General features: G+C 70.2%; 24 protein-coding genes. 13 read left to right on the top strand and 11 right to left on the bottom strand.

Translation table 11 applies throughout. The features are described 5' to 3' along the window. Window positions 1-430: 430 nt before the first annotated feature. Genes LO762_RS31925 through LO762_RS33015 form a run of 6 tightly spaced genes read right to left on the bottom strand, consistent with a single transcriptional unit; the run spans window position 431 to window position 6,300 of the window. On the bottom strand, window positions 431-1,300 hold the full coding sequence (locus LO762_RS31925) for a glycosyltransferase family 2 protein (protein WP_230620024.1): 870 nt from the start codon (window positions 1,298-1,300) through the stop codon (window positions 431-433). Window positions 1,301-1,351: 51 nt separating this feature from the next. After that, the gene (locus LO762_RS31920) at window positions 1,352-2,275 is read right to left on the bottom strand and encodes a CDP-alcohol phosphatidyltransferase family protein (protein ID WP_230620022.1); all 924 of its coding nucleotides are present in this window, start codon (window positions 2,273-2,275) and stop codon (window positions 1,352-1,354) included. Then, a complete protein-coding gene (locus LO762_RS31915) occupies window positions 2,275-3,330 on the bottom strand; it encodes an iron-containing alcohol dehydrogenase family protein (protein ID WP_230620031.1) in 1,056 nt (351 codons plus the stop codon). Before LO762_RS31915 ends, LO762_RS31920 begins: the two co-directional genes overlap by 1 nt. A gap of 5 nt (window positions 3,331-3,335) precedes the next feature. Continuing rightward, window positions 3,336-4,067, bottom strand: coding sequence for a sugar phosphate nucleotidyltransferase (locus LO762_RS31910; protein ID WP_230620020.1), 732 nt, complete (start codon window positions 4,065-4,067; stop codon window positions 3,336-3,338). Beyond that, complete coding sequence (locus tag LO762_RS33020; protein ID WP_255688165.1) at window positions 4,064-4,711, bottom strand: DUF5941 domain-containing protein; 648 nt, start codon at window positions 4,709-4,711, stop codon at window positions 4,064-4,066. The genes LO762_RS31910 and LO762_RS33020 overlap by 4 nt, the downstream gene beginning before the upstream one ends. Beyond that, window positions 4,708-6,300, bottom strand: coding sequence for a CDP-alcohol phosphatidyltransferase family protein (locus LO762_RS33015; protein WP_308104878.1), 1,593 nt, complete (start codon window positions 6,298-6,300; stop codon window positions 4,708-4,710). Before LO762_RS33015 ends, LO762_RS33020 begins: the two co-directional genes overlap by 4 nt. An 83-nt stretch (window positions 6,301-6,383) precedes the next feature. Here LO762_RS33015 and ispD point away from each other — a divergent pair, with 83 nt between their 5' ends. Continuing rightward, window positions 6,384-7,079: a 2-C-methyl-D-erythritol 4-phosphate cytidylyltransferase gene (gene ispD / locus LO762_RS31895; RefSeq protein WP_230620018.1), complete on the top strand. Its 696-nt coding sequence runs from the start codon at window positions 6,384-6,386 to the stop codon at window positions 7,077-7,079. Here ispD and LO762_RS31890 read toward each other — a convergent pair. Continuing rightward, window positions 7,076-7,573, bottom strand: coding sequence for a helix-turn-helix domain-containing protein (locus LO762_RS31890; RefSeq protein WP_308104877.1), 498 nt, complete (start codon window positions 7,571-7,573; stop codon window positions 7,076-7,078). The two genes, ispD and LO762_RS31890, sit on opposite strands and share 4 nt — an antisense overlap. Here LO762_RS31890 and LO762_RS31885 point away from each other — a divergent pair. After that, window positions 7,566-8,606 carry an MFS transporter gene (locus LO762_RS31885; protein ID WP_308104879.1) on the top strand — a complete coding sequence of 347 codons (1,041 nt, stop codon included), beginning with the start codon at window positions 7,566-7,568 and terminating at the stop codon, window positions 8,604-8,606. The genes LO762_RS31890 and LO762_RS31885 overlap by 8 nt on opposite strands. A 36-nt stretch (window positions 8,607-8,642) precedes the next feature. Here the strand turns inward: LO762_RS31885 and LO762_RS31880 are convergent, their stop codons facing one another. Continuing rightward, on the bottom strand, window positions 8,643-10,232 hold the full coding sequence (locus tag LO762_RS31880; RefSeq protein WP_230620016.1) for an LCP family protein: 1,590 nt from the start codon (window positions 10,230-10,232) through the stop codon (window positions 8,643-8,645). 108 nt (window positions 10,233-10,340) lie between these two features. On the opposite strand from LO762_RS31880, the gene LO762_RS31875 reads away from it, so the two are divergent. After that, window positions 10,341-11,357: a glycosyltransferase family 2 protein gene (locus tag LO762_RS31875; RefSeq protein WP_230620014.1), complete on the top strand. Its 1,017-nt coding sequence runs from the start codon at window positions 10,341-10,343 to the stop codon at window positions 11,355-11,357. Window positions 11,358-11,477: 120 nt separating this feature from the next. On the opposite strand, the gene LO762_RS31870 is transcribed toward LO762_RS31875, so the two are convergent. Beyond that, window positions 11,478-12,794, bottom strand: a complete 1,317-nt coding sequence (locus LO762_RS31870) for a UDP-glucose/GDP-mannose dehydrogenase family protein (protein WP_230620013.1) — start codon at window positions 12,792-12,794, stop codon at window positions 11,478-11,480. 43 nt (window positions 12,795-12,837) lie between these two features. Here LO762_RS31870 and LO762_RS31865 point away from each other — a divergent pair, with 43 nt between their 5' ends. From LO762_RS31865 to LO762_RS31855, 3 genes are all read left to right on the top strand, one after another. After that, window positions 12,838-14,007, top strand: a complete 1,170-nt coding sequence (locus LO762_RS31865; protein ID WP_230620011.1) for an acyl-CoA dehydrogenase — start codon at window positions 12,838-12,840, stop codon at window positions 14,005-14,007. A gap of 119 nt (window positions 14,008-14,126) precedes the next feature. Beyond that, window positions 14,127-14,585 carry an excisionase family DNA-binding protein gene (locus tag LO762_RS31860; RefSeq protein WP_230620009.1) on the top strand — a complete coding sequence of 153 codons (459 nt, stop codon included), beginning with the start codon at window positions 14,127-14,129 and terminating at the stop codon, window positions 14,583-14,585. Further along, complete coding sequence (locus tag LO762_RS31855; RefSeq protein ID WP_230620008.1) at window positions 14,585-15,136, top strand: PIN domain-containing protein; 552 nt, start codon at window positions 14,585-14,587, stop codon at window positions 15,134-15,136. Before LO762_RS31860 ends, LO762_RS31855 begins: the two co-directional genes overlap by 1 nt. Before the next feature lie 40 nt (window positions 15,137-15,176). On the opposite strand, the gene LO762_RS31850 is transcribed toward LO762_RS31855, so the two are convergent. Further along, a complete protein-coding gene (locus tag LO762_RS31850) occupies window positions 15,177-15,869 on the bottom strand; it encodes a glycerophosphodiester phosphodiesterase (protein WP_230620007.1) in 693 nt (230 codons plus the stop codon). Between the two features lie 44 nt (window positions 15,870-15,913). On the opposite strand from LO762_RS31850, the gene LO762_RS31845 reads away from it, so the two are divergent. Together LO762_RS31845 and purE are read left to right on the top strand one after the other, a co-directional pair. Further along, complete coding sequence (locus LO762_RS31845; protein ID WP_255688163.1) at window positions 15,914-17,059, top strand: 5-(carboxyamino)imidazole ribonucleotide synthase; 1,146 nt, start codon at window positions 15,914-15,916, stop codon at window positions 17,057-17,059. A gap of 36 nt (window positions 17,060-17,095) precedes the next feature. Continuing rightward, window positions 17,096-17,563, top strand: coding sequence for a 5-(carboxyamino)imidazole ribonucleotide mutase (gene purE / locus LO762_RS31840; RefSeq protein WP_255688168.1), 468 nt, complete (start codon window positions 17,096-17,098; stop codon window positions 17,561-17,563). Between the two features lie 22 nt (window positions 17,564-17,585). On the opposite strand, the gene LO762_RS31835 is transcribed toward purE, so the two are convergent. Further along, window positions 17,586-17,927 (bottom strand): hypothetical protein, encoded by a 342-nt coding sequence (locus LO762_RS31835; RefSeq protein WP_230619998.1) that lies wholly within the window; start codon window positions 17,925-17,927, stop codon window positions 17,586-17,588. A gap of 207 nt (window positions 17,928-18,134) precedes the next feature. On the opposite strand from LO762_RS31835, the gene LO762_RS31830 reads away from it, so the two are divergent. The 5 genes from LO762_RS31830 (at window position 18,135) to LO762_RS33790 (ending at window position 21,121) form a co-directional block, all read left to right on the top strand. After that, window positions 18,135-18,974 carry a helix-turn-helix transcriptional regulator gene (locus LO762_RS31830; protein ID WP_230619996.1) on the top strand — a complete coding sequence of 280 codons (840 nt, stop codon included), beginning with the start codon at window positions 18,135-18,137 and terminating at the stop codon, window positions 18,972-18,974. After that, complete coding sequence (locus LO762_RS31825; protein ID WP_230619994.1) at window positions 18,971-19,294, top strand: DUF397 domain-containing protein; 324 nt, start codon at window positions 18,971-18,973, stop codon at window positions 19,292-19,294. The genes LO762_RS31830 and LO762_RS31825 overlap by 4 nt, the downstream gene beginning before the upstream one ends. A 268-nt stretch (window positions 19,295-19,562) precedes the next feature. After that, a complete protein-coding gene (locus LO762_RS31820) occupies window positions 19,563-19,796 on the top strand; it encodes a hypothetical protein (RefSeq protein ID WP_230619992.1) in 234 nt (77 codons plus the stop codon). Continuing rightward, complete coding sequence (locus LO762_RS31815; protein WP_230619991.1) at window positions 19,777-20,295, top strand: DUF6879 family protein; 519 nt, start codon at window positions 19,777-19,779, stop codon at window positions 20,293-20,295. The genes LO762_RS31820 and LO762_RS31815 overlap by 20 nt, the downstream gene beginning before the upstream one ends. Beyond that, window positions 20,276-21,121, top strand: coding sequence for a helix-turn-helix transcriptional regulator (locus LO762_RS33790; RefSeq protein ID WP_230619990.1), 846 nt, complete (start codon window positions 20,276-20,278; stop codon window positions 21,119-21,121). Before LO762_RS31815 ends, LO762_RS33790 begins: the two co-directional genes overlap by 20 nt. Window positions 21,122-21,357 lie beyond the last annotated feature (236 nt).

The raw sequence follows: 21,357 nt of genomic DNA, 5'->3' as shown, positions 1-21,357 counted from the left end.
CTTTGGTGTTGAAACTGGCAATGAACAAGGTCTGGCGAGACCTTGTCGTTTGCCTCAAAGAAATCCTCAGACGAGGATGACCAGAACCGCAGTCCTGGCCTTAATTGGCACTGACTTTTAGCACGCTGTTGAGTTCTCAAGAAACGGGCCACAGTGTGTTCCGCGCCTTTCGGCGTTTCCCTCGCTGCGATGTCTCCAATTTAGCAGATCCGCGCTGGCTGTCAAATTCAGCTTGTTTCCGCCACGCCATTCAAAAAAGGCAATGCAGTAGCAGGGCCTCAATTTTCTGGCGAGTTACCCGCCGGCCGGCCGCCGCGGTCAAGGACCGCCTCTGACGTCACGCACCCCGGTCGGGCACAAGAGAGAACTCTACGTGCTCCCCAGGGGTCCGTCAAACGAAACCTGGAAATCCGCAGGAGTTCCGCGACCCTCAGATGATCGGGGGGCGGCCGGCGCGGGTCATCCGCCAGGCGGTGCGCCAGCTGATGGGGCGGCGCGGTCCCGCGTTGGTCTGCCAGCCTTCGGCGAACCCCCTGAACCAGGGCTTGAGCGCCTCCGGGCTGCGTTCGCGGAGCACGGTCATGGTCGCCCAGACGGCCAGGTAGGTGATCGCGATGGGCCAGGGCAGGTTCCGTTTGGCCAGCCAGACGCGGTTACGCGCGTTGTACCGGTAGAAGCTGGCGTGCCGGGTCGGCAGTGTCGCCGGGTGGCACATGACGGACTCGGCGTCGTAGACGATCTTGTAGCCGGCGTTGATGGCCTGCCAGGCGAGGTCGGTCTCCTCGTGCGCGAAGAAGAAGTTCTCCGGGAGGCCGCCGCCCGCGTCGAAGGCGCTCCTGCGCATCGCGGACGCGCCGCCGAGGAACGTCGTCACCTCGGAGGACCGGTCGGGGTCGCCCGCGCGCAGCCGGGGCACGTGCCGTCGCTGGGCGGGCCCGCCCTCGGGGTCGCGCACCTGGAAGGAGACGATGCCGAGCTTCGGGTCGGCGGCGAACATCGTCTCCAGCCGCCGCCCGAGGTCGAGGGACGGGTAGTACCCGTCGTCGTCGAGGAACACCACGATGTCGCCCTTGGCCTCCGCGACGCCGAAGTTGCGCCCGGCCGGGACGCCGAGGTTCTCCGGCAGCCGGAACACCCGGACCCGGGGGTCGGCGACGGGCGGCTCCCAGTCGCCGGGGACCCCGTTGCCGACGAGCACGATCTCGGCGTCCACGCCCTTCTGGTCGAGGGCGCTGCGCAGCGACCGGTCCAGCTCGACCGGACGGTTCCCCATCGTCAGCACGACGAACGAGAGCGTCACGGCGTCCCCCTTCTCTTTCCGCACCCGCCCCGGCTCGCGCCGGGCCGGGCCTTACTTCAGCCGCCGCGAGGCGACGATGCTCACGAAGTGCAGCAGGGTCTGCAGGACGGCGACGGCCGCCACCGCGACGGTCAGCCCACGCGTCACCGACCAGAACGTGCCGTCGAAGGTGACCGTGAGCAGGCTTTGGTAGGCGTCGAGCTGCTCCGGCGTCGGCGCTTGCGCCTGACCCCACCAGCCGCCCGACGTGTAGGACACAAAACCGCGCGGGAGTTCGGGCAGGTCGAGGATCCGATCGAGCACGGCGGCGATGAGGATCAGCAGGGACAGTTCGATCGCCCCGATGATCCGGTGGAACTTCAGCAGCGACGCCGCCTGGCGGGCCAGCGCCAGCCACGTCGAGGTGGGCCGCAGCGCGCGGTCCCCGCCGGGCGGGTCGGCGGGCAGGCCCGACTTGGCCCGCGCCACGACGACGTTGTCCGTCTCGGCCTTGATCAGCGCCGCGCCCAGGGCGGCGACGACGCCGAGCGTCACCCATCCGCCCTGCGCCCAGAACCCGCCGACCTGCGCCTGGGCCCGGAACCCGAGCCCGACGAGCACCGCGACCTCGGAGAAGTAGTGCCCGAGCCGGTCCAGGTAGATCCCGGTGACGGAGGTGCGTCCGGTGACGCGCGCGGCCTCGCCGTCCGAGCAGTCCAGCAGCAGGTAGAGCTGGATCAGCACGACGCCGATCAGCGCGCTGACGATCCCGGTGCCGGAGGCGAAGACGACGCCCGCGCCGATCCCGCACAGGATCATCAGGTACGTCATCTGGTTCGGCGACAGCCCGAGCTTGAGCAGCAGCCACGTCAGGTACGGGGAGAGGGCGCGGCCGTAGAGGCGGCCCGCCCAGTGCTCCTCGTTGCGGCGCTCCTTCAGGCCGGGGGGCTGGCCCTTCTCGCGGATCTCCTTGAGGCTGTAGCTCTTGGCTGGCATCAGCTACCGAACTCCTGAAGGTACTTCTGCACGGCGGCGAGGATCTCGGCCTCGCCGAGGTTCAGGTACTCGAGCACGGTGTACCGTCCGGGGCGCGTCGAGGGGGCGAAGGCGACGGCCTGCGCGAACTGCTCGGCGGGCAGCCCGACGTCCTCGCAGACGAGCGGGAGCCGGTGCCGGGCGAGGCAGTCGGCGACGATCCGGACCCGGGAGGGGTCCTCACCGAGGTACTCACGGCGCAGGAAGTGGCAGAACAGGGCGCCGATCCCGGCGAGTTCGCCGTGGTTGCCGGTGCCGGGGAACAGCCTGTCGATGGCGTGCAGGATCTCGTGGTCGCCGCCGGACGCGGGCTGTGAGGAGCCCGCGAACGACATGGCCATCCCGGACAGCACGAGCCCTTCGGCGAGCACCGTGAGGAACGCGTCCGACTCGATCGAGGCGGGCTGGTAGATCAGCGCCTCGGCTGCCGTCCGCGCGACGGTGAGCGCGAGCCTGTCGATCGGCTCGCCCGTCTCGGCGTGCGCGAGTTCCCAGTCGGCGACGGCCGACAGGTTGCTCACCACGTCGCCGACCCCGGACCGGACGAGCTGTTCCGGCGCGGCCCGCACGTAGTCGAGGTCGACGATCATCGCGATCGGCATGACGACGCCGAACGAGCCCTTGCCCTTGTCGTGCTCCAGTGACGCGACGGGCGAGCAGATCCCGTCGTGTGACAGGTTCGTCGCGACGGAGACCATGGGGATGCCCGCGAGGGTCGCCGCGTACTTGGTGGCGTCGATGGTCTTGCCCCCGCCGATCGCCACGATCGCCTCGTAGGTGCCGCCGCGTAGCTGCCCGCCGAGCTGGACGGCGGCGTCCACGGTGCCGCCGGGCACCCGGAACACCTCGCAGTCGGCGAGGGACGGCCGCACGTCGGCGGCGATCGCGTCGCCCTGGCCGGGGCCGACGGCGATCGCGACGCGGCCCTCGGTGGCGATCCGCCGGTCGGCGAGCAGTTCGCCGAGTGACGCGATCGCGCCGCGCCGCACGTCGATCGACAGCGGCGCGGTCAGCATCCGCGTCAGTAGCGGCACGCGATCTCCCGCGCCTTGTTCAGGTCGTCGTGGTTGTCCACTTCGACCCATTCGACGGCGCCGATGGGGGCGACGGCGATGGTGCCGCCGCGGTTGACGTACTCCTGGTAGCCGTCCTCGTAGTAGAGGTCGGGGTCGCGCTCGAAGGTGGCCTTGAGCGCGTCGGCGAGGGCCTCGGCCGCGGCGGGCTCCAGGAGGGTCGCGCCGATGTACTCGCCGGCGGCGTCGGCGGGGTCCATGAGCTTGGTGATCCGCTGGAGTGTGCCTTCGGGAGACAGGATGACCTTCATCTCCTCGTCGGCGAGCTTCTTGACGTCGTCGACGGCGAGGAGGATGTCCGGGCCCCGGTTCGCCAAGAGCGTCTTCTCAACGGACACCGGGTGGACGGTGTCGCCGTTGACCATGAGGACGCCCTTGCCGAAGTGCTCGCGGGCGAGCCACATCGAGTAGGCGTTGTTCCACTCCTCGGCCTTGTCGTTGTGCACGAGCGTGATCGTGACGCCGTACTCCGCCTCCAGCGCCGCCCTGCGCTCCTCGACGGCCCCGGCGCAGTACCCCACCACGATGACGATCTCGGTCAGGCCGACCTCGCTGAGGTTCCTCAGCGCGATGTCCATGATCGTGGTGTCGCCGTCGACGGGCACCAGCGCCTTCGGCAGGGTGTCGGTGTACGGGCGGAGCCTTCGTCCCGCGCCGGCCGCCAGAATCATGCCGATCATGCGCCGGCCTCCTCTTCCAAATCGATTTCCGTGCCGGAACCGCGTTCGGTCTCCAGCCAGGTGCGGATGGACTCCCATCCGAACAGCACACCCAGGTACAGGGCGAGCGCGGCGTAGACGGGTGTGGTGACACCGAGCACCGCGGCGAGCGCGGCGACCAGCATCCGGCCGTCCCAGCCCAGTCCCGCCTGGAACACCCAGTCGGGCGGCCACAGGCCCTGCCTGGTCCGGTACACGGTGTCGTAGTGGTGGTAGACCAGCACCGCGAGCAGCGTGTAGACCAGCGGTTCCGGGACGTTCAGGGCGAACCCGAGAACGGCCAGGTAACCATACTCGATCGCCCGGATGACGGGCGGAACGAGCCAGTCGAGGCGGCCGCCGTGCGGGTGCGTCGCGGACGGCCCGGCCAGCAGCAGCAGCGCGACGGGCGCGAGCAGCGCGGGCAGCTCGTGGATGCCCGCGCCGAGGATCAGCGCGACGACCGTCAGCACCCCGGCGACGAGCACGGGCGCGAGCGGCGGGAGCTGGCCGCGCGCCAGCAGCCCGAGGGCCCGCGCGATGGGCCCGTCGTCGCGGTAGGCGCTCAGCTCGGCGGCGCGCCGGGCCGCGCGCTCCTCGGCTGCGGGATCGGTGGCGGCGGTCATGCCAGGGACCTCAGGATTCGGCCGGACAGGGTGTAGGCGGCGGCCAGGCCGCCCCAGACGAGAAGGGCGAGGAACGTGACACGCGCGTCGAAGAACGCGGCGGTGAGCGCGATGAGGGCGAACCGCTCGCCGATCGGCAGGATGACGATCTTTTTGCCCCAGCGGGCGCCCGGGATCCTCTCCAGCGCGGCGGACGCCCGGACGGCCAGCATGCCGAGGCCCTTGCGCGGGGCGGCGTGCCGGGCGGGCGGCGGGTCGAGGAGGGCGTCGTCCGGGACGTCGAGGGGGAGTTCGCGGATCGGCGCGGGCGGCAGCGAGCCCTTGTGCACGGCGAAGCTGAAGTCGACCATGTGGCGGCAGGTCTGGAGGATGATCACCGCGCAGGCCAGGCCCCAGACGTCGCCGGAGTGGGTGACGCCGTAGCCGATGGCGAGGCCCGCGTAGGCGAGGTACTCCTTGGCACGGTCAAAAGTGGCGTCGAGCCAGGCGCCGAGCGTGGAGTACTGGCGGGTGTAGCGGGCTACCTGGCCGTCCACGCAGTCGAAGACGAACGCGACGTAGAGCAGGATCGCGCCTACGACGAGCCCGAGCCGGGTGCCTTCGGCGAACCAGAGGGCGGCGATCGCGGCGGTGCCCATGGAGATGCAGGTGACGGCGTTGGGGGTGAGCCCGCGCCGGGCTGCCCAGCGGGCCAGGTACTTGGAGTAGCTGGAGACGAAGTAAGTGGTGAACCAGCCGTCGTCGGCCTTGACCGCGGCGTCCAGCCTGACCTTGTCCTCGTCGACGGCCTCGACGGCGGCGCGGGCGGCGTCGGCCTGCTGCTGGGTCAGGGCCCGCTCGCACACGAGCACGTCCACGTTGCGGGCGGCGACGCGGACGCCGGAGCGGACCAGCCCGACGAGGACGAGCGCGGCGGCGTCCGACCCGGCCGGGGCGGTGGTCGCGAGGACGTCGTGCTGGGCGACGGCCCGGTCGAGCTCGTCGCGCGCCGTGGTGTCCACAAAGACGGCGAGGTCCTGTTCGCGTGCCCGGCCGAGCCGCCGGACGGGCTCGACCTCGGGAAGCATGTCCACGAGCATCGTGAGCCGCTCGCACACGTCGGCGAGCGCGTCGGCCTCGACCACCTTGATCAGCCCACGGAAGACGGCGTCCGGGTCGGTGACCTGGTGGTGCCGGGACCCGGCGGAGACGACGCGGCGGCCGGAGATCCGGACGGCGGGCCGGGTGCCGGTGACGGGCTGTTTGGCCGTCACGGCGGTGGTGCCCCTGTCGCGGAGGAGCCGGGCGAGGAGTTCGTCGCTGACGACAAGATCGCCGTGCGCGAGGGCGATCTCGCCCTTGGCCCGCGCGAGGCGGCCGATCTCCAGCAGGTCGCCCGCCACGTCGGCCGACTCGATCACCTCGTAGCCGTGGTCGGTGCCGTTCTTGCGCAGCACCTCGGCGGCCCTGGGCCGTGCGACGATCCGCACGTCCGCTACCTTGAGTGCCGCCAGTTGACCCAGCAGCCGATCGAGCAGGGTCGTCCCGGCTGAGTACTCCAGCTCGGCTGTCGGGTCGCCCGGCTCGGTGGCCAGCACCACGAACGTCACCCGCAGCCTCCAACACACACGGCAGGTAGTCCGGAAAGCCCCAAGCCTAGTGGGTGAACGGGACAGGAACTGAGGAGTACCAGGTGAAAACAGCAGGCGTCATCCTGGCGGGCGGCATCGGCCAGCGTGTGGGCGCCGGCATCCCCAAGCAGCTCATCGAGGTCGGGGGACGCCCGCTGCTCGCCTATCCGATCGAGACGTTCGCCGCCGCGCCGGGCCTGGACGAGGTGATCGTCGTCATGGCGAGCGGGTATCTGGAGGCCGCCCGGGAGCTGTGCGCCCCGCACGGGATCAGGGTGATCGAGGGCGGGGACACCAGGACGGCGTCCACCCTCCGGGCCATGGAAGCGCTGGCCGCCGCTTCCGACGACGCCCGTGTGCTCTTCCACGACGCGGCCCGCGCCTTCATCGACCAGCCCGTGATCGACCGCTGCCTCGCCGCGCTGGAGACACACGAGTCCGTCGCGGTGGCGCTGCCCGTCACCGACACGGTGGTCGCGGTCGAGAACGGCACGGTGGCGGACATGCCGCAGCGGTCCCGGCTCGTCCGGTTCCAGACCCCGCAGGGCTTCCGCCTCGGCACCCTGCGCCGCGCCTACACGAAGGCCCTGGCGGACCCGGCCTTCACCGCCACGGACGACTGCGGCGTCGTCCACCGCTACCTGCCGGACGTGCCCGTCACCGTCGTGGAGGGCGACGACAGGCTGATCAAGGTGACGACCCCACTCGACCTCGTCATCGCCGAACACCTGGCCGCCCGGCGCCCGGCGAACGGCTAGCGCCGGGCCGGGAGCACCGCACGGGCGAGCGCGTCACGCTCGGCCGCCTCTTGGTCGGCCGCCTCCTGCTCGGCCGCGACGCGCACGTCGTAGGCGGTGCGGGCCACGGCGATCGCGTTCTGGTGCGTCTCGGCCCACGTGACGAGCGTGTGGATCGTGCTGTGCAGGGTGACGCCCAGCGGCGTCAGCGCGTAGTCCACCCGTGGCGGGACGGTCGGGTACACGGTGCGGCTGACCAGGCCGTCGCGCTCCAGGTGCCGCAGGGTGCGGGCCAGCATGCGCTGGCTGACGCCGTCGATCGCGCGGCGCAACTCGGTGAACCGCAGGCTCCGCCGGTCGAGGAGCGCGATGACCTGGAGCGACCACTTGTCGGCGATCCTGTCGAGGATCTGCCTGACCTCGCAGTCGGAGCGCCGGTCCCACTGAAAAACGTCGTAGTCCAGGCCGGTATCCCCGCAGTAACCCAGGGACTCAGCCGGGCTCGCTCTGGTCACCTCGAACTTCCCCGAGGGGCCGCTGCGCACCAGGGCGCTCGGCGTCTACGCGGGGACGGCGGCGGGCGGGTTCTCGCTCGGCCTCGTCGCCGGGGGCGTGCTGGCGTCCTTCGGCTGGCGGTGGGTGTTCTTCGCGCCGGTGATCCTCTCCGCGCTGATCCTCGTGGCGGCGCTCGTCCTGCTCCGCGACTCCGGCGGGCCGCGTGCGGCGGGCGGGTTCGACCTGGGCGGGGCGTTCGCGATCACGGGGTCGATGCTGCTGCTGGTGTACGGGGTGGTCCGGCTGGAGCACCCGGGTGAGGGGCCCTGGCTGACGGCCGGGGTGTTCGTTGTGGGGTTCGCGCTGCTCGCCCTGTTCGTCGCTGTCGAGCGGCGGTCGGCGTCGCCGCTGGTGCGGCTCGGGGTGCTGCGGGCGCCGCTGGTCCGGGTGAACACGGCGGCGCTGCTGTTCGTCGCCTCGTTCGGCGGCTTCCAGTTCCTGGTCACGCTGTACCTCCAGGAACTGCGCGGCTGGAGCACGATGCAGACCGGGCTGGCCATGCTCGTCGTCGGGATCGACACCGTGCTCGCGCCGACGCTGACACCACGGCTGGTCAACCGCTTCGGCAACACACGGGTGCTGCTCGGCGGGTTCGTCGCGGCGTTCGCCGGATACGCGCTGTTCCTGCCGGTCGGGCTGGACTGGACGTACACGGCGATGCTCCCGACGCTGTTCCTGCTCGGCCTCGCCTTCTCGCTCGCCTACGGTCCGCTGACCATGGCGGCCACCGAGGGCGTCGCCGACGACGAGCACGGCCTCGCGAGCGGGCTGCTCTACACGTCGATCCAGTTCGGCATGGCGCTCGGGCTGTCGGCGGTCACCGCCGTCAGCGTCGCCGCCGGGACCGGCCTCGACGGGCTCCGCGCGGCGCTCGCCGTGCCGGTGGCGGCGGCCCTGGTCGGCGCGGTCGTCATCGCGTACGGGCTCCGGAAGGAGCAGGGCGGGCCGTCACCTGAGCGGGTTCCGGCGGAGGCCGTCACCACCGCCGCGTGACAGAAAGCCCTCGGCACGGTGTGCCGAGGGCTTTCGCTAGGGCTTGCAGAGGTTCTCGGAGGCGGTGCGGGTCTCGACCTTCGGGGTGCCGCTCGTCTCGCCCGCGACCGTGACGGGCTTCGGCCTCGTCCAGCCCGAACCGACGATGATCTCGATGCCGGTGCCCAGCGACGACGCCTTCTGGAGCTTCGCCCCCGGAATCGAGGCCGCGAGGGTGCGGGCCGAGTCGGCGCGGGAGGGGCCGTAGCGGATCACCGTCACCTTGGTGTTCTCGCGCTGGACCACACCGATCACCCAGGACGCCCGGAAGCCCGCCTTGAGCAGGCCGTCCGTCGCCTTGCGGGCGAGCCCCGGAGTGCCGTCCCCGTTCCGGACGATCACGCTGATGTCGGACGGCTTGACCGTCAGCGGCCTCTCCGTGGACGTCGGCGTCGGGGCGGGCTCGACCACCGGCTCGTCGTCGTCGATCCGGTCGAACATCCGGGCGGCGGCCTCCTTGTCCCAGAGGACGACCGACTGCGTGATCCCGCCCAACTGGGCCGTCCCCGCCGGATTGGCCAGCGGAACCTTCACGAACTGGACGTTGCCCAGCGAGACGTCCTTGAACTGGTCCGCGTACGCGTTGAGGTTCTTTTTCAGTTCCTTGTCGACCGTGACGGACGAAAGCAGCGCGCTCAGCACCCCCGGACCCTTACGCGGATCCTTCAGCTTCTCCAGGGCGGTCATGAGCAGCGAGGAAAGGAACTCCTGCTGGCGCTGCATCCGCCCGATGTCCTCACCGAGCCCGTGCCTGACCCGGGCGAACGCCAGGGCCGTCGCGCCGTCCACGTGGTGGGTGCCCGCCGCGAGCTTCAGGCCCGTCGCCCGGTCGTCGATCGGCTTCTCGGTGCAGACCTGCACCCCGCCGACGGCGTCCACGACCTTGAGGAACCCGGCGAAGTCCACCTCGACGTAGTGGTCGATCCGCATGCCGGTGGCGCTCTCGACGGTGTCCTTCATGAGCTGCGGGCCGCCGTACGCGTACGCCCACGTCAGCTTGCCCTGCGCCTCGCCGACCCGCTGCCCCTCGGCGTTCTTGTGTGGCGGGATGGTGACGAGAGTGTCGCGCGGAAGACTGACGATCGTCACCTTGTCGTGGTCGCGCGACACGTGCATCAACATCATCGTGTCCGACCTGGCGCCCGCCTCCTTGCCCAGGTGGAGACGCTTGATGTCCTTCTGGCTCATGCCCTCGCGCCTGTCCACCCCGGCCAGGAGGATGTTCATCGCGCCCTGCGGGCCCGCGCCGTCCACGGCGAGGTCGAGGGTCTTGATCTTGCCCTTGAAGTACTCCTGGAACGCCCAGCCCGCGCCCGATCCCGCCAGCACCAGCGTCGAGGCGGCGGCGGTGATCACCACGAGCCGGCGGCGGCGCACCGCGGCGCGGGCCGACACGACTCCCCTGGCCCGGCGGGCCGCCGCGCGCGGCGGGGTGACCGTGACCTTCGGCGCGCCCTCGCCGTCCACCGCGACCGCGTCCCAACCGCCCGTGTCGTCGGCCACCGGGCCGACCGGGCCGCCCGGCCCCTCGGCCCCGGCGGGCCGCGGGCGGAAGTACTGCTCGATCGGGTCGTCGTCGACGGCCATTCCCAGCCCCCTTACCCCGCGCCGTGGTCGTGCGGCCTGCCGTGAGGGCGGACGTACCGCCCACATGTGGCCTGCGGACCTGGCTGGATACGTTACCGTGGCGCCGTCATGAATCTGCCTCTCCACGCTGACGGCGAGCCGCGCACCACATGGCCGGCCGTGTCCGTCGTCATGCCGGTCCTCAACGAGGAACGCCACCTCGCGGACGCCGTGCGTCACATCATGGCCCAGGACTACCCCGGTGAGCTGGAACTGGTGCTCGCGCTCGGCCCCTCGCGCGACCGCACCGACCGGATCGCCGCGGCCCTGGCCACGACCGACCCGCGGATCGTGATCACCCGCAACCCGACGGGACGCACCCCCAACGGGCTGAACATCGCGATCAAGGCGTCCCAGTACTCGATCATCGTCCGGGTGGACGGGCACTCGCTGCTCCCCGCCAACTACATCCGCGTCGCGGTGGAGACCATGGACGCCCAGGGCGCCGACAACGTCGGCGGGCTCATGGACGCCCAGGGGGTCACCGCGTTCGAGAAGGCCGTCGCGCGCGCGATGACCTCCAAGTTCGGCGTCGGGAACGCGCGGTTCCACACGGGCGGCGAGGCGGGCGAAGTCGAGACCGTCTACCTGGGCACGTTCCGGCGCAGCGCGCTGGAACGCGTCGGCGGGTACGACGAGACCTTCGTGCGCGCCCAGGACTGGGAGATGAACCACCGCATCCGCCAGTCCGGCGGCAAGATCTGGTTCACGCCCGAGATGCGCGTCACCTACCGTCCACGGCCCAACCTGAAGCTCCTGGCGACCCAGTTCTTCTACACCGGCCGCTGGCGCCGTGTGGTGGGCCGCGAACACCAGGGCACGCTGAACCTCCGCTACCTGGCGCCCCCGCTGGCCGTCCTGGGCATCCTCGCCGGAACCGTCGCCGGAATCTTCGGCTTCCTCCCCGGCTGGATCCTCCCCCTCGGCTACTTCCTCACCATCCCCGTCGGCGGCGCCGTCCTCACCGCCCAGGGCCTCCCCCCCAAGGCAAAACTCCTCCTCCCCTTCGTCTACACCACCATGCACATCTCCTGGGGCCTCGGCTTCCTCACCAGCCCCCCCGGCCTCGGCATCACCCGCGACTGACCGCCCCGAGGCCGGGCGCTACCAAGCGCCCAGCCTGGGGGGCGGCCGCTCCCGACGAAGTCGGGGTCGCGAAGCGGCCGACCTCCGGGCCCATCGAACACAGCCCGGCCCGGTTTGCGGTTAGGGGCGGCCCAGGGCCTTGTAGGTCCAGCCGGAGGCGCGCCAGCGTTCGGGGTCCAGGGCGTTGCGGCCGTCTACGATGCGGCGGGCGGCTACGCGGGCGCCCAGGACGTCGGGGTCGAGGTCGCGGAACTCGCGCCACTCGGTGAGGAGGAGGACGACGTCGCTGCCGGTGGCGGCGTCGAGGGCGGAGACGCCGAAGTTGAGGGTGGGTTGGACCTTGCGGGCGTTGTCGAGGGCCTGCGGGTCGTACACGGTGACGTCGGCGCCCTGCGACCGGATCGCGACCGCGACGTCCAGGGCCGGCGAGTCACGGACGTCGTCGGAGTTCGGCTTGAACGCGGCGCCCAGCACGCACACCCGTCGCCCGTGGAACGATCCGTCCAGCAGGACGCGCGCGAGATCGACCATCCGCACCCGGCGGCGGATGTTGATCGCGTCCACCTCGCGCAGGAACGACAGCGCCTGGTCGACGCCCAACTCGCCCGCGCGGGCCATGAACGCCCGGATGTCCTTCGGCAGACAGCCGCCGCCGAAACCGAGGCCGGGGCCCAGGAACTTGCCGCCGATCCGGTCGTCCAGCGCCAGCGCCTGCGACAGCATCGTGACGTCGGCGCCGGTCGCCTCGCACACCTCGGCCATCGCGTTGATGAACGAGATCTTCGTGGCGAGGAACGCGTTCGCCGACACCTTCACCAGCTCGGACGTCGCGAAGTCCGTCGCCAACAGCGGCGTGCCCTCCGCGATCTGGTACTGGTACACCTCGCGCAGCAGCCGCTCGGCCCGCTCCGACCGGACGCCGACAACGATCCGGTCCGGGTGCAGCGTGTCCTGGACGGCGAAACCCTCCCGCAGGAACTCGGGGTTCCACGCCAGCTCCACCTCCGGCGACGGGGCGAGCGCGCGCAGCATCCCCGCGAGCCGCTCCGCCGTCCCGACCGGCACCGTGGACTTCCCGACCACGAGGCTCGGCCGCGTCAACAGCGGGGCCAGCGACGAGATCGCGGCGTCCAGGTAGGACACGTCGGCCGCGAACTCCCCCGCCTTCTGCGGCGTGCCCACACAGACGAAGTGCACGTCGCCGAACTCGGCGATCTCCTCGTACGAGGTGGTGAACCGCAGCCGTCCCGAGTCCAGGGTGCGGCGCAGCACCTCGGGGAGGCCCGGCTCGAAGAACGGGAGGTCGCCCGCGGCGAGCCTCTCGACCCGGTCGGGCAGCACGTCGAGCGCCAGCACGTCGTACCCCAGTTCGGCCATGCACGCGGCGTGCGTCGCGCCGAGATACCCGGCGCCGATGACCGTGAGCTTCAGAGCCACCAAGCTTCTCCTTCAGAATTTACCGACGGGTAGCATGCGATGTATGAGCGCTGACTTTCCCGCCTACGCACCTGCCGAGGAACACGAGCTGCTCCGGCAGACCGTGCGCGAACTCGCCGACGCCAAGATCGCCCCGTTCGCGGCGGAGGTCGACGAGCAGGCGCGGTTCCCCCAGGAGGCACTTGACGCCCTCGTGGAGAACGACCTGCATGCCGTCCACGTCCCCGAGTCCTACGGCGGCAACGGGGCGGACGCGCTCGCGACGGTGATCGTGATCGAAGAGGTCGCCCGCGCATGCGGCTCTTCCTCCCTCATTCCAGCCGTCAACAAGCTCGGTACCGTACCGGTGCTGCTGGCCGGCTCCGAGGAGCTCAAGAAACGGTACCTGGCCCCCGTGGCGCGCGGCGAAGCCATGTTCTCGTACGCGTTGTCGGAGGCCGAGGCGGGGTCGGACGCCGCGGGCATGAAGACCCGCGCGGTCCGTGACGGAGATCACTGGGTGCTGAACGGCGCCAAGATGTGGATCACCAACGCTGGCGTTTCGGAGTACTACACCGTCATGGCCGTGACGGACCCGTCGAAGGGCGCGCGGGGCATCTCCGCCTTCGTTGTGGAGAAGTCCGACGCGGGTGTCTCGTTCGGGCCGAAGGAGAAGAAGCTCGGCATCAAGGGCTCGCCGACCCGCCAGGTCATCCTGGAGGACGTCCGCATCCCCGCCGACCGCATCATCGGCGCGGAGGGCAGCGGCTTCAAGACCGCGCTCGCCACCCTCGACCACACCCGCATCACCATCGCCGCGCAGGCCCTCGGCCTCGCCCAGGGCGCTCTCGACTACGCCATCGGCTACGTCAAGGAGCGCAAGCAGTTCGGGCGCCCCATCGCGGACTTCCAGGGCCTCCAGTTCATGATCGCCGACATGGCGATGCGCCTCGAAGCGGCCCGCCAACTGACGTACCACGCCGCGATCAAGTCCGAACGCGCCATGCACGGCGAGACCATCCCGGACCTCACCTTCGTCTCCTCCGCCTGCAAGTGCCTGGCCTCCGACGTCGCCATGGACGTCACCACGGACGCCGTCCAACTCCTCGGCGGCTACGGCTACACCAGCGACTTCCCCGTCGAACGCATGATGCGCGACGCCAAGATCACCCAGATCTACGAGGGCACCAACCAGATCCAACGCGTCGTCATGAGCCGCCAACTCCTCAAATAACCCCCCACCACCCCAAAAGGGAGGCGCCCCCTCACCCTGGGGCACCTCCCTTTCCCCTTCCCCCGGCGTTGCGTTTACTGCGTTTGCTGCACATAATGCGTATGGAGAGGAGCGTCATCATGACGGTACAGACCCCGAAGTCCCTGGAGCCCGGCAAGGTCAACGCGCAGGAGGCGGCTCGGGCGGTACGGCGGATCAAGGACTACCTGGCCACCCACCCGGGCACCGGGGACATCCGCGTCACCGGCGAACTGGCCGGAGACGAGGCGCTCGTCCTGCCCCGCGACGCGGTCACGATGCTCGCCTACATCCTCACCCAGCTCGCCGAAGGACGCGGGGTCACAGCCATCCCCAACCACGCGGAGCTGACCACCCGGCAGGCCGCGGAAGTCCTCAACGTCTCCCGGCCGTACCTGATCGGCCTGCTCGACGCGGGCAAGATCCCCCACCGCCTCGTCGGCCGCCACCGCCGCGTCCGCTTCGAAGACCTCATGGCCTACAAACAGCGCACCGACACCGAATCCCGCCAGGCCGCCGACGCCCTCATCTCCCTCACCGAAGACCTGGACCTCTACTGATGCCCTACGTCGCCGTCTACGACGCCAACGTGCTCTACGGCAACGAAGTCCGCGACCTGCTGATCCGCATCGCACGATCAGGTCTGGTCCGTGCCCACTGGACGACGCAGATCCTCGACGAGGTCACCCGGAACCTGGCGGCCAACCGCCCGGACATCGTCCCGGACAAGCTCGCGCTCCTGCGCGACCGCATGAACGCCGCGGTCCCGGGTGCGCTGGCGAGCGGCCACGACGAACTGATCGAGGGCCTCAAGCTCCCGGACCCCGACGACCGCCACGTCCTCGCCGCCGCGATCAACGTCGGCGCGGAGGTCATCGTCACCTCCAACCTGCGGGACTTCCCACCCGAGGCGCTCAGCGCCCACGGCGTGGAGGCCAAGAGCCCCGACGACTTCGTTCTCGACCTCATCGACCTCGACACCGCGCTGGTCCGCGACTGCGTCCGGCAGATCTCCGCCGCGCGGACCCGCCCGCCGAAGACCGTCGCCGCCATCCTCGACGCCCTGGAACGCGCCGGCCTCGTCGAGTCCGCCGCCGCCCTCCGCACCTGAACACCACCGCCGGACCCGCGCGGCGCGAAGGGGGCTGGGGCTAGCGGGCTAGGGCTTTGAGGGTGCCGGGGACGTCGTCTACGACCAGGGCGTCGGCGGCTAGGTAGGGGGTGAGGGATTCGGGTTTGGGGGTCCAGACGATGACTTGGAGGCCGGACTTGTGGGCGGTTTCTACGCAGTCGGGGAAGGGGCGGGCTTTGGGGGTGGGGTCGCAGGAGGCGGTGTGTAGGGCGACGGCTTCTAGGCCGAGGCCGGAGGCGGCGGCGATGGCGTGGCCGATGGGGAACCACAGCCAGGTGAGGAGGCCACGGGGGATGCCGGTGCCGTCCAGGGCCAGGAGGACGGACGGGTCGAAGCTCGTCACGATCAGGGGGCGCCGCTGGGCCTCGGCCTTCAGGACGTCCTTGAGGAGGGGGGCCGTACGGGGGTCGAGGGCGTCCTCCAGGATCGTCTTGACGTCGACGTCCACGCCGACGTGAGGCGGGAGGGCGGAGAACACCTCCTCCAGGGTGAGGGCCCCGGAGGCGGCCGCCGTGTCCACGTGGAAGGCGCCCGCCTCGTCCACGGGGTCGTGCGCGAGGATCAGCCTGTCGTCGGCCGTCCGCTGCACGTCGATCTCCACCCAGGACAGCCCCGCCTCGACCGCCCCGAGCAGCGACGCGAGGGTGTTCTCCCCGGCGCCGCCGCCCAGCCCGCGGTGCCCGATGATCGTCGGTCCGCCGTCAAACGTCATGTCTCCGCCCCACTAAGCTGATCGGTGTGAGAAGTCCAGGTCAGATGCCGGTTGTCGGGATGGTGGGCGGCGGTCAGCTCGCCCGGATGACGCAGCAGGCCGCGATCGCGCTCGGCGTGCGGCTGCGGGTGCTCGCGGGCTCTCCCGAGGAGTCCGCCGCGCAGGTGTGCGCGGACGTGCGGATCGGCTCGCACACGTCCCTGGAGGATCTCATGGCGTTCGCCGAGGGCTGCGACGTGGTCACCTGGGACCACGAGCACGTGCCCGGCGAGCGCATCAGGGCGTTGGAGGCCGCGGGCGTCGTCTGCCGCCCCGGGTCGGCGGCGCTGCTGCACGCGCAGGACAAGCTGGTGATGCGCGAGCGCCTGTCCGCGCTCGGCGCCCCCTGTCCCGCGTACGCGCCCGTGCACGGACAAGAAGATGTCACGGCCTTCGGCGAAAAGCACGGATGGCCGGTCGTGCTGAAGGCCACACGCGGCGGCTATGACGGCAAGGGCGTGTGGATCGTGGGGTCGGCCGCAGAGGCCGTCGACGTGCTGGCGAGCGGCACCGCGCTGATGGTCGAGGAGAAGGTCGTGTTCCGCAGGGAGCTCGCCGCGCTCGTCGCGCGCTCCCCGCACGGGCAGGGCGCCGCCTATCCGGTGGTCGAGACCGTCCAGCAGGACGGGATCTGTGTTGAGGTCGTCGCCCCCGCCGCCGGCCTGGACGAGGAGACGGCCGCGTTCGCCCAGAAACTCGCCCTCACGATCGCCGAGGAACTGGACGTGACGGGCCTGCTCGCCGTCGAACTGTTCGAGACCGCGCGCGGTGTCGTCGTCAACGAGCTGGCGATGCGCCCGCACAACTCCGGCCACTGGACGACGGACGGCGCCCGCACTAGCCAGTTCGAGCAGCACCTGCGCGCCGTCCTGGACCTCCCGCTCGGCGACACCGACACCGCCGCCCCCTGGACGGTCATGGGCAACCTCCTGGGCGGCGCGGACCCGGACCTGTTCGAGCGGTACGAGCACGTCATGGCGCACGACCCCGGCGCCAAGATCCACTTCTATGGCAAGGACGTCAAGCCGGGCCGCAAGATCGGGCACGTCAACGTCCTGGGGGATGATCTCGGACGACTGCGGGCAAGGGCCGAGCATGCGGCGCTGTACCTGCGCGACCCCGGACTCGTCTACCCGGAAGAGAGGAAGTAGCGCGTGGCCGACGTCAGGCCCCTGGTGGGCATCGTCATGGGCAGCGACTCCGACTGGCCCGTCATGGAGGCCGCCGCCACCGCCCTCGCGGAGTTCGACGTGCCGTTCGAGGCGGACGTCGTCTCGGCGCACCGGATGCCGCTCGACATGGTCGAGTACGGCACCGAGGCGGCGGCGCGCGGCCTGAAGGTGATCATCGCGGGGGCGGGCGGCGCGGCGCACCTGCCGGGCATGCTCGCCAGCGTCACGCCCCTGCCCGTCATCGGCGTGCCGGTGCCGTTGAAGTACCTGGACGGCATGGATTCGCTCCTGTCGATCGTCCAGATGCCGGCCGGTGTGCCGGTCGCCACGGTCGCCGTGGGCGCCGCCCGCAACGCGGGGCTCCTCGCCGTCCGGATGCTCTCGATCGGGGATCCGGAGCTGCAGAAGAAGATGCTGGAGTTCCAGCAGGACCTCTACCGCCAGGCCAAGGAGAAGGGCGCCCGCCTCCGCGCCGGTTTCTGACGCGAAGGCGGGCGGCCGGGGGTTACGCCGACGGGGTCTCGGTGGGCGGCTTGCCCTCCCCGGTGACCTCGGCGAGGACCTGGGTGATCGCGTCGCGGAGGCCGATGGCCTGCTCGAGGGTGAACCGCAGCTCGTCCGGCGAGGGCCTCCCGACCAGGGGGATCGGCTTGTTCGTGATCGGGATGATCGACATCTCCTCGGTCCCGTCCAGCTCCCGGTTGTAGCAGATCAGCAGGCCCTCGCCTTCGACGTTGACGGCCTCCGCGTCGGCGCACGGCCCGTAGTGCGGCTCGTCGTCCCGGTGGGGGTGCGTGCACCACGCCGGGTGCCCGTCCGCCGGCCGCCAGTCCTTCACGCTCGTCATCTCGCCTCTCTCTCACTCGCCCCGGACGCGGCACGCCCGGCCGTCTCCCGAAAATCGTGTCCCGGGAAAGTTTCTCCGTTACCGCTGCCAGCATGGCCGTCAAAAACTACGCTGGGCTACGAGAACGCCACACGCGGCCGCCTACCCACGTCCGCGAGGCGCCCACCAGCACCTACATGACGCCTACCAACCCCCCGGGGGCACCCCTTGGCCGACAACGCCAGAGACAAGGACGACCTCACCCGAGACCCCCTCATCCGGGTCTTCTCCACCCTCCTCCGCCGCTACCGCGAGACGGCTGGCCTCTCCCGCCGCCAACTCGCCGACGCCCTCGGCTGCTCCTACCAGTGGATCGAAAAACTGGAACGCGGCACCAAACCCTCAGTCGCCACCGGCATCGACCTCGACACCTACTTCAAAATCCTAGAAGCAACCTTCCAAACCCTCGCCGCAGAAATCGAAGACGCAGGCCGCCAAACCGCGACCCCCCGAGGCTTCTCCACCTTCACCGCCCTAGAAGCCAAAGCCACCGCCAGACGCGTCTTCGAGGCCCAGCTCATCCCCGGCCTGCTCCAGACCGAGGCGTACGCACGCGAAAGCCTGGCATCAAAGCCCGACGGCACACCGCTCGACCAGCGCGTCGCCGCACGCATGGGACGCCAGGAGACGCTCTGGGGTGACGATCCCCTACGGCTCACGGTGATCATCGACGAGTCCGCGCTCCGCCGCCCGATCGGCGGCCCGGAGGTGATGCGTGAGCAGCTCCTCTACCTGCGTAAGCTCATCCTGGAGACGCCGACTATCCAGATCTGCTTCCTGCCCGAATCCCGCCCCACATGGGCGGCGTTCGACGGGTCGTTCTCCGTCCTGAGCTTCGCCGACCGCCCGGACGTCGCTTACTACGAGGGACCCGACAGCAGCCAGATCATCTATGAGCCCGACGACGTGGCGAGCGCCTCGCTACGCTTCAACATCATCATGGCCGAGGCCACGAGCCGCAGCGAGGCGCTTCGGATGATCGCAACAGCATTGGAGTCCTACCCGTGAGCACCATCCCCACCTCCCTCCACTGGCGCAAGAGCAGCCACAGCTCCCCCCAGGGCGGGGACTGCGTAGAGGTCGCCGACCTAGCGGCATGGCGCAAGAGCACCCACAGCTCCGCACAGGGCGGGAACTGCGTAGAGGTCGCCGACCTAGCCGCATGGCGCAAGAGCACCCACAGCTCCGCACAGGGCGGCCAGTGCGTAGAGGTAGCCCCCACGGCCTCCGCCATCGCCATCCGCGACTCCAAGAACCCCACAGCCCCCGCCCTGGCCTTCTCCCGCACCGCCTTCCGCCACCTCAACCAGGCCCTCCGCACCCCCTGACAGCACCGCAGCTCACCGAGCACAAAGCCCCCGGCTCACAGCCCATACGGCCCGGACACTCTTCGCAGTCACCCGGGCCGTTTCGGTGTCTTCCAGGATTGTGGCGCCCGGCTCAGCGCCGCCCCGACGAACAGCCCCGGCGTCGGCGAACAGGCGCCCGAGCGTCCCTCGACACCCCGCAACAAGTCGCAACATCCCTTGACGGTCAACCAGCCCGGCAAGAGTCTGAGGGACGCGACAGACCGCGACGCTGAGACGGGAGCACGTCATGAGCCTTACCTTGATCGGCAAGGACCCCGAGTCGAACCCCACCGGATCGCCGACCATCTACCGGACCGATCGCGGGTCGTGGCTCGTGCAGGGGTGGGAGGTCAAGGACGCCGACGTCCTCGCCACGCTCAGCATCCCCGAGGGCGAGTCGGTGGTGGAGATCCCGGACCGGATGATCCAGTTCTTCCGGGCGTTCTTCGAGGAGGAGACACGTGCGGCGGCTCGGGTCTGAGGAGTTCGAACGGCTGCTCACCGACTTCGCGCACGAGGCCGTCCATCTTGAGACCAGGGACGCCTACGGGACGGCCGTGGAGCTACCGCACCTGGCGAAGTGGGCGGCAGGCGAGCCGGACGATCTGTCGTGGCTCCACGGCTGGTGCCAGACACTCAGGGAGCACGCCGCCGCGGGGCGTTCCGTGCGGCGCGCTCGGATCGTCTCAGAGCCGCTGAGCGACTATCAGCGGTGGTCGCACAGCATCGCCCATCCGATGGTGGAGGCGGGCGAGGACATCCGATGGGTTCCCCGACGTCGCGTGTCGGACATCGGCGTCCCCGGCAACGACTTCTACCTCTTCGACAACCACACGGCGCTCTTCCTGCACTACGCGGGAAACGGCCTGTCGACCGGCATGACGGCGACGGAGGACCCCCGAGTCGTCAGGCTGTGCCGCACCGCCTTCGAGGCCGTCTGGGGCCTGGCCGTCCCACACCGTGACTACCGTCCCGTCTAGCTCGGCGAGACAGGCGCGCGTCGCCCTCGGCGCGCGCCTTCGTGAGCTGCGCAAGGAAGCGGAGTTCTCCGGGCGGGAGCTGGCGCGTCTGGTCGGCTTCCACTACTCGAAGGTGAGCAGACTGGAGACCGGTGCCCAGTCGCCGACGGACAGGGACATCCGAGCCTGGTGCGCGGCGTGCGGCGCGGACGACCAGGCACCGGACATCATCGCGACCGCCCACGCGGTCGAGTCGGCCTACGTCGAGTTCCAGCGGCAGACGCGGGCGGGCATGAAGCGGCTCATGACCTCGGCCGTCCCGCTCTATGAGCGGACAAGACACTTCAGGATCTACGAGCACAACGTGATCCCCGGCCTGTTCCAGACCGCCGAGTACGCAAGCGCGATGTTGTCTTTCTGGATCGACTTTCTCGGCGCGCCGAACGATCTGGAACAGGCGCTGCACGCGCGAATGGAGCGCCAGAAAGTCATCTCTCGTGGTGGGAGACGCTTCGCCGTCCTGCTCGAAGAACAGGCCCTCCGGACGTGGTTCGGCACGGCGGAGGTCCAGGCCGGGCAGCTCGACCGGATGCTGACCGTGATGCGCCTGCCCAGCGTCTCGCTCGGCGTCATCCCGATGATGAGCGAACGAACCGCCGTCGGCTCGGCAGGCTTCTGGATCTTTGATGACTCCCTCGTCTGCCTGGAGACCCCGACAGCGTCAATCGAGGTGACGCGCCCCCAGGAGATCCGGCAATACGCCCGGATGTTCGAGATTCTGAAAAGCTCTGCCGCGTACGGACCGGACGCCCGAGCACTGATCACCAAGGCCCTCGACGAGCTTTAGCTCAACAACCCGCAACACATTGGACCGTGTTCCTTTCGCGCTTCTAGCGTGCTCGTATACGCAAAGCCCCAGCGCACGCACCCGGCGTGCGGGGAAGGCTTCTGAGGAGGAGCCATGGAAGACCTGTACGGGATCGACCTCAGCGACGCCGCCTGGACGAAGCCCTGCGCGGGCAACGTCGGAACCGAAAGTGACAAGGAGGAAAGCTGCATGGAGTTCACCCGCTTCTCCGGCGG

The sequence above is a fragment of the Actinocorallia sp. API 0066 genome (assembly GCF_020991275.1).
GTDB lineage: Bacteria > Actinomycetota > Actinomycetes > Streptosporangiales > Streptosporangiaceae > Actinocorallia.
This window is presented reverse-complemented; position numbering and strand designations above follow the sequence as displayed.

Excerpts from the sequence above, each read along its gene's own strand:
- LO762_RS31865 (WP_230620011.1), top strand. The coding sequence starts at position 12,838 with ATGAGCGCTGACTTTCCCGCCTACGCACCTGCCGAGGAACACGAGCTG.
- LO762_RS31910 (WP_230620020.1), bottom strand. The coding sequence starts at position 4,067 with ATGATCGGCATGATTCTGGCGGCCGGCGCGGGACGAAGGCTCCGCCCG.
- LO762_RS31875 (WP_230620014.1), top strand. The coding sequence starts at position 10,341 with ATGAATCTGCCTCTCCACGCTGACGGCGAGCCGCGCACCACATGGCCG.
- LO762_RS33020 (WP_255688165.1), bottom strand. The coding sequence starts at position 4,711 with ATGACCGCCGCCACCGATCCCGCAGCCGAGGAGCGCGCGGCCCGGCGC.
- LO762_RS31880 (WP_230620016.1), bottom strand. The coding sequence starts at position 10,232 with ATGGCCGTCGACGACGACCCGATCGAGCAGTACTTCCGCCCGCGGCCC.
- LO762_RS31860 (WP_230620009.1), top strand. The coding sequence starts at position 14,127 with ATGACGGTACAGACCCCGAAGTCCCTGGAGCCCGGCAAGGTCAACGCG.
- LO762_RS31835 (WP_230619998.1), bottom strand. The coding sequence starts at position 17,927 with ATGACGAGCGTGAAGGACTGGCGGCCGGCGGACGGGCACCCGGCGTGG.
- LO762_RS31855 (WP_230620008.1), top strand. The coding sequence starts at position 14,585 with ATGCCCTACGTCGCCGTCTACGACGCCAACGTGCTCTACGGCAACGAA.
- purE (WP_255688168.1), top strand. The coding sequence starts at position 17,096 with ATGGGCAGCGACTCCGACTGGCCCGTCATGGAGGCCGCCGCCACCGCC.
- LO762_RS31850 (WP_230620007.1), bottom strand. The coding sequence starts at position 15,869 with ATGACGTTTGACGGCGGACCGACGATCATCGGGCACCGCGGGCTGGGC.
- LO762_RS31915 (WP_230620031.1), bottom strand. The coding sequence starts at position 3,330 with ATGCTGACCGCGCCGCTGTCGATCGACGTGCGGCGCGGCGCGATCGCG.
- LO762_RS31845 (WP_255688163.1), top strand. The coding sequence starts at position 15,914 with ATGCCGGTTGTCGGGATGGTGGGCGGCGGTCAGCTCGCCCGGATGACG.
- LO762_RS31920 (WP_230620022.1), bottom strand. The coding sequence starts at position 2,275 with ATGCCAGCCAAGAGCTACAGCCTCAAGGAGATCCGCGAGAAGGGCCAG.
- LO762_RS31820 (WP_230619992.1), top strand. The coding sequence starts at position 19,563 with ATGAGCCTTACCTTGATCGGCAAGGACCCCGAGTCGAACCCCACCGGA.